Origin of the sequence: Segetibacter koreensis DSM 18137, assembly GCF_000374045.1 — a bacterium.
Taxonomy (GTDB): domain Bacteria; phylum Bacteroidota; class Bacteroidia; order Chitinophagales; family Chitinophagaceae; genus Segetibacter; species Segetibacter koreensis.
In genome coordinates this window covers 248,531-265,733 of the sequence record NZ_KB893315.1, presented here as the reverse complement: position 1 = coordinate 265,733, position 17,203 = coordinate 248,531, and the positions used below count along the sequence as shown (strand labels likewise).

Genomic DNA, 17,203 nt, shown 5'->3' with positions numbered 1-17,203 from the left:
ATAAGTAGAGAAATAAAAAATAATGAAAAATCTCCTGGTTTTATGTTTATTGTTTTTAATGACAGGCTGTATACTCACAAAGAAATCTGCTCAACCTATGTCTTTTGATTTGGAAGGTCATCGTGGTTGCCGTGGTTTAATGCCTGAAAACACTATTCCTGCAATGTTACATGCTGTTGACCTTGGTGTTTCTACGCTGGAGATGGATGCTATTATTACCAAAGACAGTCAGGTTATTTTAAGTCATGATCCCTTTTTCAACCACCAGATAACTACAAAACCTGACGGCAGTTATGTCAAAGAAAGTGAGGAGAAACAATTGAAGTTGTACCAGATGACTTATGAAGAGGTGAGTCATTTTGATGTAGGAATGAGGGGGAATCCAGCGTTTCCCCAACAAAAAAGAATTAAAGCAACTAAACCAAGATTAGCTGATGTAATTGATAGCGTTGAGGCATACGTAGCTGCAAAAAAACTTCCCGCCCGGTTCTATAATATTGAAACAAAATCGCAAGTTGCAACTGATAACATTAATCATCCTGCGCCAGCAAAATTTGTTGAATTGATAATGCAGGTAATAAAAGACAAAAAAATTGAAGCAAGAACGATCATTCAATCTTTTGATGTTCGCACACTTCAATATCTGCATAAAAATTATCCTGCAATAAAAACTGTTTTGTTAGTCGAAGGTGCAGGCAGTTTACAAGAGCATGTAGCGAAATTGGGATTTACACCAACCATTTATAGTCCTGAATATTCTTTGGTAAATCCATCATTAATAAAAGAATGTAAGCAGATGGAAATGAAAGTAATTCCATGGACTGTAAATGAAGTTTCGAAAATGAAAGAACTAAAAGAGATGGGCGTGGATGGAATAATTACTGATTATCCCAACCTGTTATTTTAAAACATACCACATGAACAGACTAGAATTAGTAAGGCAAATAAAAGAAAAAAAGAATTATTTATGTGTAGGGTTGGATACTGATATCACGAAAATTCCGCAGCATTTACGGTCCCATTCAAATGCTGTTTTTGAATTTAATAAAGCAATAATTGATTCTACAAAAGATTATTGTGTAAGCTACAAAATCAATACTGCTTTTTATGAATCAATGGGCATCAGAGGCTGGGAAGCTTTGGAACAAACGGTAAATTATATTCCTGCAACGCATTTTAAAATAGCTGACGCAAAGCGGGGCGACATAGGCAATACCTCTGCTCAATACGCAAAAACTTTTTTCGAAGCATACCGGTTTGATGCTGTAACCGTTGCTCCTTATATGGGTGAAGATAGCCTTCGGCCGTTTCTTGAATATAAAGACAAATGGACGATTGTCCTCGGTCTTACTTCTAATAAAGGTGCTGCTGATTTTGAACAGTTAACGATTTCAACAGCAAATAATCAGAAACAATTTTTGTATGAAAAAGTCATGCAAAAAGTTTCAGAATGGGGTACGCCAGATAACCTGATGTTTGTTGTCGGTGCTACAAAGCCAGAGCAACTTGAAGAAATTCGAAAGACCTATCCTGCGCATTTTTTCCTTGTGCCAGGCGTGGGAGCACAGGGTGGAAGTTTAAAAGAAGTTTCGGCCGCTGGATTAAATGATGACGGAGGTATTTTGGTAAATGCAAGCCGGGCTATTATTTATGCAAGCAGTAATGAAAATTTTGCCGAAGAAGCAAAACTTGTTGCTAAAGAATATGCAGGTGAAATGAAAGAGTATATTTCGTAATTGGGAAAATGTTCTAAATATATTCTGAACTAAATCTTTTCTTCCCTTTTTTTTCGATTTGTCAGCAAAAAAGTTTAATATCAAATTCGCACTACACATTTCTTTAAGCAATAATGACAACTGTACCTGCCATGTTTATTGCTGCAACAATTGTAAAAGTGTTACCGCGTACATATCTTTAATAAACTAAAAGTTTGTATGTTGAACATAGATTTCTTAAATGAAATAAAAAGGCTAAAGTCAATTGCCGATACTGGTCTCATTTTCAGTAAAAACGAATATGATCAGGAACGGTACAAAGAATTACAGGAAATAAGTTTTAGGCTTCTTAATACATTCAGCGGTTTAAGCATACAGAATTTGAAGTTTCTTTTGCCGCCGGAAAAAGATTATCCGACAGCAAAAGTGGATATACGCGGGCTAGCGATGTCTGATGATAATAAAATATTACTTGTAAAGGAAAGGGTCGATGGCAAATGGTCATTACCCGGAGGCTGGGGAGACATTGGCTACAGTCCAAAAGAAACAGTTATAAAAGAATTTAAAGAAGAAACAGGACTTGATGTAACGGCTAAAAAACTGTTAGCCATTTTTGATAAAAGAATGCATCCGCATCCTCCACAATCTTTTTATGTATATAAAATGGTTTTTCATTGTAAAATTATTTCTACTGAAGTTACCAGAGGATTTGATGTTTTGGATGTTCAATATTTCGATATAGAAAATCTTCCGGAACTTTCTGAAGACAGAATTTTAAAAAAGCAATTGGAGCTTTTGTTTAATAAGGTTGTCTCCGAAGATATGGAAGTGTACGTGGACTAGGTTAATTTTTTGGGACAAGCTGTTGTGCTGCTTTTAAACATCGTTGCGTCGCATTTCGTTCATCTTTGTGCAATCCTATTCAGCTTTTAGCCTGTATAAATTCGAATTGATTTAATTGAAATCTTTTTCTTTGTTAGTTGATGATATAGGGTAAAAGAGTGCAACGCAACAGGTTTTAATAGTACGAGTTAGCTAAGTACAAGATAAAAACTATAAATTATATTACATGGCTGCTAAAACTGATGCTTTTCAATCACCTGACTATTTTTTGTTAGATGAGTTGCTAACAGAAGAGCAGAAATTGGTGCGTGAAACGGTTCGTAATTATGTGAAAAAGGAGATATCGCCCATAATTGAGGATTATGCACAACGTGCCGAATTTCCCAAACAAATAGTAAAACAATTGGGGGATATGGGTTGTTTTGGGCCTACCATTCCTACCGAGTACGGTGGTGGAGGAATGGACTATATAAGTTATGGATTAATGATGCAGGAGCTGGAGCGGGGCGATAGCGGCGTGAGGTCTACTGCATCTGTGCAGGGCTCACTGGTTATGTACCCGATACATGCTTACGGAAGCGAAGATCAGCGGCAGAAATATTTGCCAAAGCTTGCAAGCGGCGAATGGTTAGGTTGCTTTGGATTAACTGAGCCTGACTTTGGCAGCAATCCTGCAGGCATGCTTACAAACTTTAAAGATGCCGGTGATCACGTCATTTTAAACGGCTCTAAAATGTGGATTAGCAATGCTCCCTTTGCGCAGGTAGCAGTTGTATGGGCTAAAAATGAAAATAACGAAATACAAGGTGTAATTGTTGAGCGCGGAATGGAAGGTTTTACAACTCCGGCGACGCATGGAAAGTGGAGTCTTCGTGCAAGTGCAACAGGCGAACTTGTTTTTGATAATGTGAAAGTTCCTAAAGAAAATATTTTTCCAACCGTTAAAGGATTAAAAGGTCCCTTGGCTTGCTTAAGTAAAGCCCGTTATGGTATTTCGTGGGGCGCCCTAGGTGCTGCAATGGACTGCTATGATACAGCTTTGCAATATAGCAAAGAGCGTGTACAGTTTGACCGACCTATAGGCGGTTTTCAATTGCAACAGAAGAAGTTGGCTGAAATGATAACCGAAATAACCAAAGCCCAGTTATTAGTGTGGAGATTAGGTGTTTTAATGAATGAAGGGCGTGCAACACCGGCACAAATATCAATGGCGAAAAGGAATAGTTGTGAAATAGCAACTAACATAGCGCGAGATGCCCGCCAAATATTGGGTGCAATGGGAATAACCGGTGAATATAGCATTATGCGCCATATGATGAACCTGGAAAGTGTTATTACTTACGAAGGAACGCACGATATTCATTTATTAATTACAGGAATGGATGTAACAGGTTTTAATGCCTTTAAGTAATGTGAAACTGCTTCGATCGGTAACTAAAATGTGCAGATAAGAAAAATCTCAATTTCTTTATCTTGCATCGCCTACATATATGATGTAGACAAGATAATATCGGTATTCTAAAAACTACGCACCTTGAAACTTTTACTTCAGATTAAATTTTTTATTTAAGTAAAGGGGGAAATAGTTCATCTTCAAAACCTTAAAAATGGCTGGTAATACAATTATTAAAAAAGACAGTGAAAATTCGTCTGCAAATTCTCAGATTGATTCATCTCCGCATAAGATATTCTTAATAGGAATGATGGGCTCAGGCAAATCTTACTGGGCAGAAAAGCTTAAAAAGAGATTAAAAATTCCTGCTTATGACCTGGATGTGTTAGTTGAAATGATGGAAGAAAGAACAGTTTCAGAAATATTTGAAGAAGATGGCGAAGAATATTTCAGAAAGGCCGAAGCAAAAATGCTGCGTTTATTTGCAGAAAAAAAACAGTTTATTTTGTCCTGTGGCGGAGGTACTGCGTGTTATCACGATAATATGAAATGGATGAATAAGCATGGAATAACTTTATGGCTTGATGAACCTGTAGACACCCTGGTTGAAAGATTGGTAAAAGAAAAAAAACATCGTCCGTTAATTAAGCATTTAGACGATACAGGTTTGAAAGACTTTCTGAATAATAAATTGCAGGAAAGAGAACCGTTCTATAGCCAGGCAACATACCGGCTCAGTAGCGATAATTTAAATGAAAATTTTTTTAAAAAAATCTTAAAGGAGTATGCATAAATTTTTTTTACAGTTGGCAGCGGTGATGGGGGCTTTGGCAGTAGCATTAGGTGCTTTTGGTGCGCATGCTCTTAAGCGTATTGTACCTGAAGCGGTAGTAAACATTTTCGAAACAGGAGTCCGATACCAGTTTTATCATGTATTTGCTTTGGCTGTTATTGGTATTCTCTATCGCGACTTTTCAAATAAATGGATGCTTTGGGCAGGAAATCTGTTTATTATCGGCATTATACTTTTTAGCGGTTCGTTATATATGCTTACCTGGTTAAAAGCTTCTTCAAAGGAAGGCCTTGACTGGGTAGGAATAATTACTCCTTTTGGCGGGCTGGCTTTTATAGCTGGTTGGGTTTGTATGTTTGTCGGGTTATATAAAACAGCAGTAATATAAAAGCGTTATGTCAATCAATCTTTCCAAAATTTCAACCAAAGCTCCAAAAGAGCTTGATAAAATTAGCGTAAAAGAAAAGTTAGTATCTATAATAGAGGAGCTGAATGTACTTCAAAATCTTTTATTTGCCGAAGGTAAACATTCTGTGTTGGTCGTCATACAGGGAATGGATGCAAGTGGGAAAGACGGAGCTATTAAAAATATCTTCGGTACTTTAAATCCTCAGGGCGTCGCTGTTGCGTCATTTAAAGCGCCTACGCCAGAAGAACTTGCTCATGATTTTTTATGGAGAATTCACCAGCATGCTCCTGTAAAAGGTTCAATACAAGTCTTTAACCGGTCGCATTACGAAGACGTATTGGTAACACGTGTACATAAAATGATTGATGACGAGACTGCTTATAAAAGAATGGAAGCAATTAATCATTTTGAAAAATTACTTTGCGAGCATAATAAAACGGAGGTGCTAAAGTTTTATTTACACGTATCAAAAGAAGAACAGCTTCAACGTTTGCAGGAAAGAATTTCGGATGAGAAAAAACAATGGAAATATAATGCTAACGATTTTTTAGAATCTGAGCTTTGGGACGATTATATGAAAGCTTATGAAGATTGTTTTGAAAAATGCGATCATGTTCCATGGACAATTGTTCCTTCAGACCAAAACTGGTATAAGGAATATGTAATTGCAACTACCTTATTAAATACTTTGAAAAAACTGGATATGAAGTATCCCGGTATGAAAAAATCGTAATGTCATCTTATCATGCTCAATTTTATTTCAGATTTTGCGCCACCTCACATCCAGCTTTACAACTATTAGTTAGTTTGACATTATTATCTGAAAGCATCTGACCTATTGCTTTAAGAGGGAAAAGAATTATTTTTAGAAGATAGTTCAAAGCTTAATTTTTAAAGGGTACAATTTATAAATATGAGCAGTTTCCCCATTCTTGACCTTGTTGTAGGAATGATATTTATTTATTTTCTTCTAAGCATCATCAGCAGCTCGGCAGTGGAGATGATTTTAACGGGCCTTAATATAAGATCGAGAGTGTTGAAAGAGTGGCTTGTTACCATTTTTGATACAAAAATTAAAAAAACGGATGGTTCTGAAACTACTTTAGGACAGGAAATAATGGATCATTGTGCTGTAACAGTACTAACAAAAAAAGGCATTCCCCCTTCATATATAGATGCCAGAAATTTTACTTCCGCTTTATTGGAAAGAATCACTTACGATCCCAAAAATCCTAAAAGCATTGCCACTAACCTCGATGAAATTATTGCAGCATTAAATAATACTGCTGTTTTATCTGTAGAAATGCAGCGTGCACTGCTAGGGTATGCGTATGAAGCCAAAAATACTTACGCAGCTATAAGCAAGAAATCAATAAGTGAGGTAGAATATTTCAGGCATAAGGTAGAGCAATGGTACGATACGTCGATGGACAGGGTCTCAGGGACTTTAAAAATTAAATATGCCCGCCCATTTACATTTATCGTAGCTGTGTTAGCCGCAGGGCTTTTAAATGCTGACAGCATTGCCATTTCTAAATATTTGTATAGTAATCCTGATGCCCGTGCACGATTGGCTGAGCAGGCCTATAGTGCAGCCAAAGATACTACTTATATGAGTCGTCTTACCTCTGTACAAAGAGCAAACAATGACCCGGTTACAACGGCAACAATCGAAAAGGTAAAAGCTGACATAAAGAAAAGCCTGGAAAATATGGAAGAAGCAAAAGCGGCACTTGAGTCAACCATTCCTCTTGGCTGGAATAAAAATGAATTGAAGCACGATGGCAAGTACGCCCCTTCTTTGATTTTTAAAAAGATTACCGGTTTAGCCGCTACCATTTTCGCTATTTTTATGGGTGCGCCCTTCTGGTTTGATTTATTAAATAAAGTTACGAACCTTCGTGGTACCGGACCTAAGCCTTCTTCAAGCACTAATGAAGATGACGATAAGAAAAAGTGAATAAAAAATAATAAACAATCATGTTTGGAAAGTTCACAGATATTAACGCTTTTCTTGAGTCTTATGTAAAGGACCAGGAGCAGAAGAGGATGGAGTATATTAATTCTCTTTCTTTGGAAAATCAACTAGCCGAGTTGCGAAAGCTACAGGTTACAGATATTGCAGAAGTGAAAGCTACTATTAAAGACAGGCAACATGATGATCTGTCAATCCCCAAACATTACCAGATGATTGTCCTTTTATATGAAATAATGGAATTTTCGCCTGCTATAGAAGAAGACATGCTTAGATGCAAACAAACAGGCGCTCCTGTTTTTGTAGCTATCAGGTATGGCGACAGGCAAGGTATAAACCAACCTATAACACATGAAATGAACGATGGCGATAAAATGCATTTTAAAGGCCAATGGATCACTAAGGATAAGGCTTATAGTCATGGTGGCGAAGAAATGTCGGTTTTGCATTTTACGCATCATCCAATAGGTTTTACCTGCACTATTCAAAAATGCTATTCGTAAACTCAAACTGTAATAAATGTTTTACATTATAATTACGCAGCCTGGCTTTAATGCTATTAATTGAATTACATATTCAATCCATATTTAGCTCATCCAAGCTGCAATGATAAAAAAACTGAATATAATGTGGTGGATATTTGCTTTGCTATCAGCGTTCTTTGCAGCACTTACGGCCATTTTTGCTAAAATTGGTATTAAAGGCGTAGATACAGATTTAGCCACTGCTATACGTACCGTTGTTATATTGCTTCTTGCATGGGCTATTGCTATTTTCAGGGGTGGTGCGAGTACTATAAACACGCTATCTAAGCATAATTTAATTTTCCTTTGTTTATCAGGTATTGCGACAGGCCTTTCATGGATATTTTATTTTAAAGCATTGCAGTTAGGTAAGGTTTCGCAAGTTGCACCGGTTGATAAAATGAGTGTAGCGATAGCGATAATATTAGCAGTAATTTTTTTAGGAGAACCTCTTACTATTAAGTCTGCTATTGGCGCTTTACTTATAATTGGCGGAACAATCGTTTTAATTTTATAAGTTATATTAACAGTAAGTTCTTCCTGCGGACTCTTCTGCTATTGCTTTTTTTAACTAAAAGTTTCGGATTATCAACTGTAATTTTAAAGCTTAACTACAGTAATAATTTTCAATAGCAGCATGTTTTTTGCTATAGATTGATCTGTTTTAAAATTTAAATTCTAATATCTCTATAAAAGCAAATACTACTTTTTAACTGCTTTCAGGCTTTCGTACCTGCAAAAAAATATAGATGAAAAAGAATGTTTTTTTCTTTTTGATTTTTCTTGCCTCAGCTTCGGTTGCCCAACCCGTCCGGTTGCACCTGATGGGCGGCTTCTCCAACTACAGTGGTGATATTCAGCAAAAAATGTTTACTTTAAAACAAGCTAACTCAGTCATAAGTGCCGGTGGTACTTTCAATATTACCGATAAGTTTGCTCTTCGCAGCGATTATTCTTTTACGCGACTTGGAGCAGATGATAAACTAAATAAACCACAGTTACGACTAAGAAATTTAAATTTTAAAACGCTTATCCAGGAGTTAACTTTAATGGGTGAATATGATTTTGCAGACTTAAGCCTTCAGCGTTTTACCCCATATGTTTTTGCAGGCATCGGTGTTTTTCATTTTAGCCCATATACTTTAGACTCTGCCGGTAACAAGGTATTTTTAGTTGGGTTAAGTACAGAGGGACAGGGCCTCAGTGAGTATCATGACCGAAAGGTGTATAAAAAAACACAGCTTAATATTCCTTATGGTGCAGGAATAAAATACGCTTTATCTGATGATGTCTATGTTGGGTTTGAATTAGGATTTAGAAAGCTTTTTACAGATTACCTGGATGATGTAAGTTCGACTTACGTAGACCGAAATGTACTTCTAACAAGCAAAGGACCGCAGGCAGTGCAGTATGCCTTTCGGGGTGATGAACTAAAGCCTCCTTTGCCGTACCCTGCCGCTGGTGCTTTGAGGGGTAATAGCAAGAAAAAGGATTATTACTACTACGGACAATTTAGGATAAGTTTTAGAATGCCCTGGTTTGATAAAGAGGGTAGCAGAACAGACAAAAGAAATAAACGTGGACTCGGATGTCCTTCCTGGCATCTATAAATTGATTGTATTTCTTCTACAATTGACCTCAGTACTCAGTCAATAAAGATCTCTCATATCGTCTTTTTTACTCTTCAAACTAATATTGAAAGCGTAAAAAAGGTAGGAATATGTTTATACTTTTTTGAATAGAAGTCTTTCAGCTTCTAATTTTTTATAGTCGCTTATTTCATTCTCTCATATTAGATATTGTCCTTGTATAAACAGATTAATAAAATTTTAATATTTTCTTGCGTGGTTTTTTTTCTACACAATAAGTGGGGAATAAAGTAAGATGCGAAAGTTTGAGAAATTGGAAAAGGAGAGGAATGAAAAAGTTCTTGTTCCTTCTATCATCTTAATTCGAGCTTTGCTTGTTTATCTTTTAGGGTTTCTGCTAATATGAGGTGACATACGAACAATACATAAAGACGGGAAAGTGTATAAAAAAAATTGGAAAAGAAGCGTTATTAGAGATGAAATGTTGAGAAAAAAAATTGCTAAAAAAAGAAGAGGCTCAAAGAATTGAGCCTCCTTTTCAACCCTAAACCCTTAAAAAACATTTATAGTATGAATAAAACCATGCCAGTTTTATTGCAATTTAAAAATACTGTAAAAAATTTCCTTTTTTTACAGTATTTTTCTTCATGAAATATTGGGTGAGAGAAAATGAAGAAAAGAAAAAAAATCGTGAAAAAAGATTTAAAGGTCTTTTTGTTATAAGTTTATCAATTTAAATGCGCATCAATTTCCTGTTCCTCAGTATTGACAAGATTATAATTTTTTATCACGTTATATAACGTGTCTCTTTCTACAGGCTCTCTTTTCACCTGTTTAATTAAATTCACAAGCTCTTTAGTGCTCATCGTGGGCTTTTGTTCTTCACTCCCAGCCATAGAGTAAATTTTTGTAGTATCATCTATGGTGCCGTCAATGTCATTTACCCCGAAAGACAAGGCAAGCTGTGCGTTTTGCCGGCCCAGCATTGGCCAGTACGCTTTTAAATGCGGAAAGTTATCCAGGTACAACCGGGCAATTGCGTACATTCTCATATCTTCAACGACACTGCTTTCGGGTACATTGCTCATGGCATTATCGCCATTTCTGAACTTAAGCGGAATAAAAGTATTAAAGCCGCCTGTTTCATCCTGCAGTTGTCTTAATCTCTCCATATGGTCTATTCTGTGCCAAAACTTTTCTATGTGTCCATACAACATTGTAGCATTGGTTTGCATACCGATAGCATGTGCTGTCTTGTGAATATGAAGCCAACCTTCTGCATCTACCTTGTCATCACATATTTGCTGTCTTACCTGAGGATGAAAAATTTCTGCTCCACCCCCGGGCAATGATTGCAGTCCTGCAGCCTGCATTCTTTTTAAGCCTTCTTCTGTAGAAACTTTAGCTTTTCTAAACATGTAATCAAGCTCAACGGGCGTAAAGCCTTTTACATGTAAACCAGGACGATGACTTTTTATTTCTTTAATAACATTGATAAAAAAGTTTAAATCCATTTTAGGGTGAACTCCGCCTACAATATGAACTTCGGTCACCGGTTGTCCATCGTATTTTTTTACAATGTCTACCATTTCTTTCGAGCTCAGCTCCCATCCTTCTTCACGGTGTGCGTACAATCTTGAATAAGAACAAAAGTTGCACGAGAAAACGCAGATATTAGTAGGTTCGATATGAAAATTTCTATTAAAGTAGGTTTTGTCGCCATGCAACTGTTCACGCACCCAATTGGCAAGAGCACCTGCATAAGAAAGAGAAGCTTCTTCAAATAAGAAAACACCTTCATCAAAAGATAACCTTTGCCTGTTTAATACTTTTTCACCTATTCTTTTTAGATCTGTATTCTGACACGTTGAAACCAACTTTTCAACTGTTGAAGCTTTTTCTGTCATCTAAACATTATTTACTGCAAAATTACGGGTAAATAGTTTGCAGCAAGATTTTACGATCATGTGCAAGCTGCAAGACAGATTCCATTTTAACATACTACTTCAAAAATGGGATTGAGATTATAACAAGCAACCGGGTGTTTAATAAAGCAATTAATTTTAAATCGTTGGTTAACAGGTACCAGTTTGCAGCTTTCTCTCTACCCAATTAAAATACCTGCAATTGTCGCGGATAAATAGGATGCAAGTGTACCACATAGTAAAGCTTTCATTCCAAGCCGGGCAAGATCCGCGCGACGTTCTGGCGCAAGTGCTCCGATGCCTCCGATCTGCATGCCTACGCTGCTAAAGTTTGCAAAGCCACAAATTGCAAAGCTTACTATCAATAATCCTTTGGGAGAAAGTGTTTGTTTAATGCCATGGGTAAGATCGAAAAATGCTACAAATTCATTTATCGTTAATTTTTTACCCATCAGCATTGCAACTTTACTGATATCTGCCGTCGGTACTCCCATTGACCAGGCTATAGGATAAAATATCTTGCTGAATATCCAATCAAGCGTTAACGGAAAACCGAGGTGTATCCATCCGCCTATTTTACCTAAAAGAAAGTTTACCAGAGCTATGATAGCAAGAAAGCCAATCAGCATTGCTATTACATTTATCGCTATTTTCATTCCGTCTGCTGCACCGTGAGAAATCGCATCAATAATATTGCGGTAATCACTTTTTACTTCCAGTTTTACCTTGCCCATTGTCTGGCTCTCTTCTGTTTCAGGCCAAACGATTTTTGAAATCACCAGGGCTCCCGGCGCTGCCATTAAACTAGCTGTTAAAAGGTATTCTGCAGGAGCGCCCATATTTACATAAACGATCAAAATACCACCGGCAATACATGCAAGGCTTCCGCTCATGCTTGCCAATAATTCACTCATCGTCATTCCTGATAAATAAGGTCTTATCATTACCTGCGCTTCTACCTGCCCTACAAATGCACTGGCAACATTACTCAAAGCTTCTGCTCCGCTCACCTTCATCACAAAATTCATTGCTTTTGCAATAACAGCCACTATTCTTTGCATTATGCCCAAATAATAGAAAATGGCCACTAAAGCGCAAACTATAATAATCGTAGCGGTCACGCTAAAAGCAAAAACAAATCCACCGGGTGCCTGGTAGCCGGCCATTCCGGAAGGGGCAGCCGGATTTTCTACCACTACACCTGAATATACAAAGGCTGCTCCTGCTTTGGCAAACTCTTCTATATGTCCGATCTGTCTTCCTATCCAGTGAAAGAAATTAGTGACAAAGTGGACTTTTAAGACCAATATTCCTATAATTACCTGCAGTGCCATACCGCTAAATACCAAACGAACATTGATTCTTTTTCTATTATTAGAGGCCAGGAAGGCGATACCTAAAATAAGAACAATACCAATTAATCCCTGAAAACGTTCCATAAATACCAGATAGATTGCGGTTAAGGGTTCAAGATATGTATTTTTTATACCCAGAAGTATTTTTAAAAGATGCGATAACTGATTTAAAAAAACAATAAAGGTTGTTTTTATTATGATCTGTTTCTTATATTGCTTTTTTTCCTGCTCTTAAAACAATTAAAATTTTTTACATGGGTCGCATTTTCGCCAACATTCTTACTTTTTTATCGCTTGTTTTGCCCTTTTGTGTTCAGTCTCAAAACACATCGATTACAGGTTTTACAGCAGTTACTGCCGCAACCCAAAAGCAGATAGAAAGCAGCTTTGACAAGCAATTGAGTGCAGAAAATATTGGCGCTTCCATTAAAACATTTTCCGCAAAGCCTCACAATATTGGTTCTGAAGGTGGTAAAGAATATGCAGAGCTTATAGAAAGCAAACTTAAAAGCTATGGTTTTGATACAAAAATTGAAACGTATAAAGTTTTGTTTCCCACACCTGTAACAAGAGTGCTGGAAATGAGTGGCCCTGGTTCTTATAAGGCATTGTTGAAAGAACCTGTGCTGAAAGAAGATGCAACCTCGGGTCAAAAAGGTCAATTGCCAATTTATAATGCATGGAGTGCAGATGGGGATGTGACAGGTGAACTTGTATTTGTAAACTATGGCTTACCACAAGATTATGAAGACCTGGCAAAAATGGGGATTGATGTAAAGGGGAAAATTGTAATTGCAAAATATGGCCGTAGCTGGCGGGGAATAAAACCGAAAGTGGCACAGGAGCATGGGGCCGTCGGATGTATTATTTATTCAGATCCTAAAGAGGACGGGTACTACCAGGGAGATGTTTATCCGAAAGGAGCTTTTAAAAATGAATTTGGTGCACAGCGGGGAAGTGTAATGGATATGGTAATCTATCCGGGCGATCCCTTAACCCCAGGTATTGGAGCTACAGAAAACGCGTCGAGAATTGCAAGCCACAACGAAGCACCTAATCTATTGAAAATACCAGTTTTGCCGATCAGCGCTCATGACGCGCAACCTCTGCTTACCGACCTTGATGGCCCTGTTGCTCCTGCTGAATGGCGCGGCGCACTACCTATTACTTATCATGTTGGTCCTGGTAAAACGAAAGTTCATTTGAAATTACAGTTTGATTGGAAAATGGTACCATGTTACGACGTGGTAGGTATGATAAAAGGTTCACAATTTCCTGACGAATGGGTTATTCGCGGTAATCATCACGATGCGTGGGTGAATGGTGCAGGTGATCCGGTTAGTGGACTGGCTGCTTTATTAGAAGAAGCAAAGAGCATTGGTGAATTGGTAAAGACAGGATGGAAGCCTTTGCGTACTGTTGTTTATTGTGCCTGGGATGGAGAAGAGCCGGGACTATTGGGATCAACAGAGTGGGCAGAAGATCATGCGAAAGAATTGCAGCAAAAGTGTGTCGTGTATATAAATTCAGATGGCAATGGAAGGGGTTTTCTCGATGCGGGAGGATCTCATGCTCTCACAAAAATGATGGATGAAGTGTCTAAGAACATAACAGATCCGCAAACTAAAGTAAGTGTATTTGACAGGATGAAGGCTGAGGAAATTATAAATGCTCCATCTACTAAAGCCAAAAAAGAAGAATTGGCAAAAACATCTATAGAGCTTGGGGCGCTGGGAAGTGGTTCAGACTTTTCTTCGTTTTTGCAACATCTTGGTATTCCTTCGCTTAACCTTGGTTATGGAGGTGAAGATGCTGGTGGAGAATATCACTCTATTTATGACTCTTACGATTTGTACAGGCGCTTCAAAGATCCTGGATTTAGGTATGGAGTAACTCTAGCGCAAACAGCAGGGCATGCAGCACTGCGTATGGCAAATGCAACTGTACTGCCATTTGATTTTACAGACTTATATAAAGTTATAAATGGATACGCAACGGAATTAATAACCCTGACAGATAACATACGTGAAAGCACAGCTATAGAAAACAAGCTTCTTACACAGAATAAATATGTTATTGCAGCAGACCCAACTAAAACCTTTATTGCTCCAAAGCCTAAAGAAGAAGTGCCTTATCTGGATTTTTCACCGTTGCAAAATGCATTGGTAGCGTTACAACAGAGCACAGACAGCGTGGCTGCCATAGTAAAAAGATCAGACAGCATAAATGGTAATCATGATGAGTTGAATAAGAAACTGTACCAGGCCGAGCAACAGCTTTTATTACAGAATGGTTTACCGCGCAGAAATTGGTATAAACATTCTATATATGCTCCCGGGTTTTATACGGGGTACGGAGTGAAAACATTGCCAGGAATTCGTGAAGCAATAGAGCAACGCAACTGGAAAGAAGCGCAGGAACAAATAGCTATTGACGCGCAAGCGCTAAATAAGCTCGCAGACTATTTACATCAATTATCAAAGTGAAAACAGTTTTACTGAACTAATAAAACAATAAATTGTTTTCTATAGAAATATTCGATGTAAATATTGTTGTTACAAATTTCACCACAGCCTTGGCAGGATTATTTTACCTTGTATAAAACAGAAGTTTTAAAAAAACATTGTATGCGTAAAGCCGGTGCTATTATTATAACAATTATTGTTGTTGTCCTTATAGGTTTTATTTACTGGCGGTACTTTTTTGTTTTCGCTGAAGGCACTAAAGCGGGTGTTTTAAATACTTTTCAGAAAAAAGGTTATGTGTTCAAAACTTATGAGGGCCAGTTAATACAAAGCGGCTTTAGAGGAAGTCCAACAACTGCCATACAAAGTAACCAATTTTCTTTTAGCGTCACTGACGAAAAAATAGCACAAAAGCTAATGGAAAATAGTGGAAAAGATATGGAACTGCACTATAAGAGATACCAGGCAGCATTGCCGTGGCGTGGAATGCAATTGTTTGTTATAGATAGTATTTATCGAATATCAAATGAAAGCAACTCAAATGGTTTTAATTCTCAATAAAGAATATTATCAAATCATCTTTCGCTCCAAAGCAGAAATATAGCAAGCCTTTTATGTATATCCGGTAATTGTTTTTTCCATTCAGTTATGCTTTTTGTTACAATAGTTTCAGATGGCGCTGTAATATCTGCTGCAATGCAAAGTTGTGTTTGCGGCTTGCAGGTTTCCACTATTTGTTTAATCAATTGATTATTTCGATAAGGAGTTTCAATAAAAATTTGTGTGCAGTTTTTTTTCCCCGATTCATTTTCAAGTTCTTTCAATACAGTTTTTCTGGCGCCGGTTTCTATTGGCAAATAACCTACAAACTGAAAGTGCTGCCCATTCATTCCGCTGCCCATTAAGGCTAATAAAACACTGCTTGGGCCCACCAAAGGCTTTACGATTGCTCCGGCTTTATGGGCTGCATTAACTAATATTTGTCCCGGGTCTGCAACGCCAGGGCAACCTGCCTCACTAATAATTCCAATGTGTTTTCCTTCTTTTAGCAACTTCGTAAATACTTGTTGAACTTCTGTTTCGGCTTTATGTATTGTAAACCAGGTGTAATCATCAATCACCATTTCGCGCCAAAGCTGTTTAAGGTATCTTCTTGCAGTTCGTTCATTTTCTACAAAAAAAACTTCGCATTTTTTTACTGCGTCAGTTACGTAAGAGGGAATTGTTTCAACCGCCTGTTCGTATAAAAATGTCGGAATAAGATAAACACTGCCGGGCATAAAAATTTTAAAATTAAGAAATTTGAAAATTTGAAAATTAAGGCAAATAGTTTGTAATCTTCACAGATTGTCTTTTCATATAAGATGAATATGATCTAATCAATCCGGTTTCTGCTCTTTCACTACACTCAATGTAGCTGCTATTACTGCATAAGCAGGAGCGAAAATCCATCCGACAATTGGTATAAGATGCATTAAGTAGAAGAGGATTCCATTTGCAATTGCCAATCCTTTTCTATTATCTATAAAATGAATGCTTTCAGAGATACTAAGCTGATGTCGTTCAAGACTGTAGTCTATCATTGAAAATCCGTAGTAATAGCACTCAAGTATAACTGCAAAAACCGGAACGGCCCATCCTACAATAGGTATAAATGAAAGTATAAAAAAAGAAATAAGATAAACGGTTTGCCATAAAGTGTTTCGAAGCGCAATGCCGGTGCCACGAATAATGTCTTTTAAAAATTGAGAAATATCAAATTCATATTCTTTTCCTTCTATAATCGCTTCTGTTTTCTCGCTTAAATATGCAGATATCGGCGAGCCAATAATGAGCCATAAATATTTAAACAAAGAAAAATATAAAAGCATTAGCACAACCCAAAGCATCATTCCTGCAAGCGTAAATATAAAACCTACTATGCTGCTCTGCATGCTTTCTACCCATTGATGTATTCCTGTTTCTACAGTTAAAAATTCAATTATGTGACTGGCGCTTTTTCCAAAAAAATAAATACTGATGCAAAACATAACCATGTACATTATCCCGGGAACTATAATCCATTTCCAAAGGTTATGTCGGCGTATAAAAGTATGGGCAAGACCATAGGCCCGAATAGCGATTATGATATCTTTAAGCAAATAGTCTTTTATTTTGTAGCATAAATTTAATTGTTATTGGCTGCGAATTATAATTAATATAAATTAACCGGGATTT

17 protein-coding genes are annotated in these 17,203 nt (G+C 37.2%); 13 read left to right on the top strand and 4 right to left on the bottom strand.

Going from position 1 to position 17,203, the window contains the following annotated elements:
- Positions 1 to 22: 22 nt before the first annotated feature.
- The 11 genes from B154_RS0103785 to B154_RS0103735 all read left to right on the top strand — a co-directional run bounded on the left by B154_RS0103785 (position 23) and on the right by B154_RS0103735 (position 9,262).
- On the top strand, positions 23 to 907 hold the full coding sequence (locus tag B154_RS0103785; protein WP_033411021.1) for a glycerophosphodiester phosphodiesterase: 885 nt from the start codon (positions 23 to 25) through the stop codon (positions 905 to 907).
- Between the two features lie 10 nt (positions 908 to 917).
- Entirely contained in the window at positions 918 to 1,736 is an 819-nt protein-coding gene (pyrF, locus tag B154_RS0103780) for an orotidine-5'-phosphate decarboxylase (protein WP_018611991.1), read from the top strand.
- Positions 1,737 to 1,934: 198 nt separating this feature from the next.
- Complete coding sequence (locus B154_RS0103775; RefSeq protein WP_018611990.1) at positions 1,935 to 2,558, top strand: NUDIX hydrolase; 624 nt, start codon at positions 1,935 to 1,937, stop codon at positions 2,556 to 2,558.
- A gap of 226 nt (positions 2,559 to 2,784) precedes the next feature.
- The gene (locus tag B154_RS0103770; protein WP_018611989.1) at positions 2,785 to 3,969 is read left to right on the top strand and encodes an acyl-CoA dehydrogenase family protein; all 1,185 of its coding nucleotides are present in this window, start codon (positions 2,785 to 2,787) and stop codon (positions 3,967 to 3,969) included.
- 196 nt (positions 3,970 to 4,165) lie between these two features.
- Positions 4,166 to 4,744: a shikimate kinase gene (locus B154_RS0103765; RefSeq protein ID WP_018611988.1), complete on the top strand. Its 579-nt coding sequence runs from the start codon at positions 4,166 to 4,168 to the stop codon at positions 4,742 to 4,744.
- Positions 4,737 to 5,132: a DUF423 domain-containing protein gene (locus B154_RS0103760; protein WP_018611987.1), complete on the top strand. Its 396-nt coding sequence runs from the start codon at positions 4,737 to 4,739 to the stop codon at positions 5,130 to 5,132. The genes B154_RS0103765 and B154_RS0103760 overlap by 8 nt, the downstream gene beginning before the upstream one ends.
- Positions 5,133 to 5,139: 7 nt before the next feature.
- Positions 5,140 to 5,886, top strand: coding sequence for a PPK2 family polyphosphate kinase (locus B154_RS0103755; RefSeq protein ID WP_018611986.1), 747 nt, complete (start codon positions 5,140 to 5,142; stop codon positions 5,884 to 5,886).
- A 180-nt stretch (positions 5,887 to 6,066) separates the two neighbouring features.
- Complete coding sequence (locus B154_RS0103750; protein ID WP_018611985.1) at positions 6,067 to 7,113, top strand: hypothetical protein; 1,047 nt, start codon at positions 6,067 to 6,069, stop codon at positions 7,111 to 7,113.
- 20 nt (positions 7,114 to 7,133) lie between these two features.
- Positions 7,134 to 7,631 carry a hypothetical protein gene (locus tag B154_RS30510; RefSeq protein ID WP_018611984.1) on the top strand — a complete coding sequence of 166 codons (498 nt, stop codon included), beginning with the start codon at positions 7,134 to 7,136 and terminating at the stop codon, positions 7,629 to 7,631.
- A gap of 124 nt (positions 7,632 to 7,755) precedes the next feature.
- Positions 7,756 to 8,169, top strand: coding sequence for an EamA family transporter (locus B154_RS0103740; protein ID WP_018611983.1), 414 nt, complete (start codon positions 7,756 to 7,758; stop codon positions 8,167 to 8,169).
- A gap of 232 nt (positions 8,170 to 8,401) precedes the next feature.
- Positions 8,402 to 9,262, top strand: a complete 861-nt coding sequence (locus tag B154_RS0103735) for a DUF6089 family protein (protein ID WP_018611982.1) — start codon at positions 8,402 to 8,404, stop codon at positions 9,260 to 9,262.
- Between the two features lie 707 nt (positions 9,263 to 9,969).
- Here the strand turns inward: B154_RS0103735 and mqnE are convergent.
- Complete coding sequence (gene mqnE / locus B154_RS0103720; protein WP_018611980.1) at positions 9,970 to 11,148, bottom strand: aminofutalosine synthase MqnE; 1,179 nt, start codon at positions 11,146 to 11,148, stop codon at positions 9,970 to 9,972.
- A gap of 197 nt (positions 11,149 to 11,345) precedes the next feature.
- Positions 11,346 to 12,605: a NupC/NupG family nucleoside CNT transporter gene (locus B154_RS0103715; protein ID WP_018611979.1), complete on the bottom strand. Its 1,260-nt coding sequence runs from the start codon at positions 12,603 to 12,605 to the stop codon at positions 11,346 to 11,348.
- A gap of 170 nt (positions 12,606 to 12,775) precedes the next feature.
- Between B154_RS0103715 and B154_RS0103710 the strand changes: the two genes are divergently transcribed.
- Positions 12,776 to 15,007, top strand: coding sequence for a M28 family metallopeptidase (locus B154_RS0103710; protein WP_018611978.1), 2,232 nt, complete (start codon positions 12,776 to 12,778; stop codon positions 15,005 to 15,007).
- A gap of 141 nt (positions 15,008 to 15,148) precedes the next feature.
- The gene (locus B154_RS0103705) at positions 15,149 to 15,547 is read left to right on the top strand and encodes a hypothetical protein (protein ID WP_018611977.1); all 399 of its coding nucleotides are present in this window, start codon (positions 15,149 to 15,151) and stop codon (positions 15,545 to 15,547) included.
- A gap of 14 nt (positions 15,548 to 15,561) precedes the next feature.
- Here B154_RS0103705 and B154_RS0103700 read toward each other — a convergent pair whose 3' ends face one another.
- Both B154_RS0103700 and B154_RS0103695 read right to left on the bottom strand, forming a co-directional pair.
- Positions 15,562 to 16,266: an SAM-dependent methyltransferase gene (locus B154_RS0103700; RefSeq protein WP_018611976.1), complete on the bottom strand. Its 705-nt coding sequence runs from the start codon at positions 16,264 to 16,266 to the stop codon at positions 15,562 to 15,564.
- Positions 16,267 to 16,365: 99 nt separating this feature from the next.
- Complete coding sequence (locus B154_RS0103695) at positions 16,366 to 17,127, bottom strand: EI24 domain-containing protein (protein ID WP_018611975.1); 762 nt, start codon at positions 17,125 to 17,127, stop codon at positions 16,366 to 16,368.
- Positions 17,128 to 17,203: the final 76 nt, after the last annotated feature.

Excerpts from the sequence above, each read along its gene's own strand:
- B154_RS0103750 (WP_018611985.1), top strand. The coding sequence starts at position 6,067 with ATGAGCAGTTTCCCCATTCTTGACCTTGTTGTAGGAATGATATTTATT.
- B154_RS0103715 (WP_018611979.1), bottom strand. The coding sequence starts at position 12,605 with ATGGAACGTTTTCAGGGATTAATTGGTATTGTTCTTATTTTAGGTATC.
- B154_RS0103740 (WP_018611983.1), top strand. The coding sequence starts at position 7,756 with ATGTGGTGGATATTTGCTTTGCTATCAGCGTTCTTTGCAGCACTTACG.
- mqnE (WP_018611980.1), bottom strand. The coding sequence starts at position 11,148 with ATGACAGAAAAAGCTTCAACAGTTGAAAAGTTGGTTTCAACGTGTCAG.
- B154_RS0103700 (WP_018611976.1), bottom strand. The coding sequence starts at position 16,266 with ATGCCCGGCAGTGTTTATCTTATTCCGACATTTTTATACGAACAGGCG.
- B154_RS0103710 (WP_018611978.1), top strand. The coding sequence starts at position 12,776 with ATGGGTCGCATTTTCGCCAACATTCTTACTTTTTTATCGCTTGTTTTG.
- B154_RS0103755 (WP_018611986.1), top strand. The coding sequence starts at position 5,140 with ATGTCAATCAATCTTTCCAAAATTTCAACCAAAGCTCCAAAAGAGCTT.
- B154_RS0103770 (WP_018611989.1), top strand. The coding sequence starts at position 2,785 with ATGGCTGCTAAAACTGATGCTTTTCAATCACCTGACTATTTTTTGTTA.
- B154_RS0103775 (WP_018611990.1), top strand. The coding sequence starts at position 1,935 with ATGTTGAACATAGATTTCTTAAATGAAATAAAAAGGCTAAAGTCAATT.
- B154_RS0103765 (WP_018611988.1), top strand. The coding sequence starts at position 4,166 with ATGGCTGGTAATACAATTATTAAAAAAGACAGTGAAAATTCGTCTGCA.
- B154_RS30510 (WP_018611984.1), top strand. The coding sequence starts at position 7,134 with ATGTTTGGAAAGTTCACAGATATTAACGCTTTTCTTGAGTCTTATGTA.
- pyrF (WP_018611991.1), top strand. The coding sequence starts at position 918 with ATGAACAGACTAGAATTAGTAAGGCAAATAAAAGAAAAAAAGAATTAT.
- B154_RS0103705 (WP_018611977.1), top strand. The coding sequence starts at position 15,149 with ATGCGTAAAGCCGGTGCTATTATTATAACAATTATTGTTGTTGTCCTT.
- B154_RS0103735 (WP_018611982.1), top strand. The coding sequence starts at position 8,402 with ATGAAAAAGAATGTTTTTTTCTTTTTGATTTTTCTTGCCTCAGCTTCG.
- B154_RS0103785 (WP_033411021.1), top strand. The coding sequence starts at position 23 with ATGAAAAATCTCCTGGTTTTATGTTTATTGTTTTTAATGACAGGCTGT.
- B154_RS0103760 (WP_018611987.1), top strand. The coding sequence starts at position 4,737 with ATGCATAAATTTTTTTTACAGTTGGCAGCGGTGATGGGGGCTTTGGCA.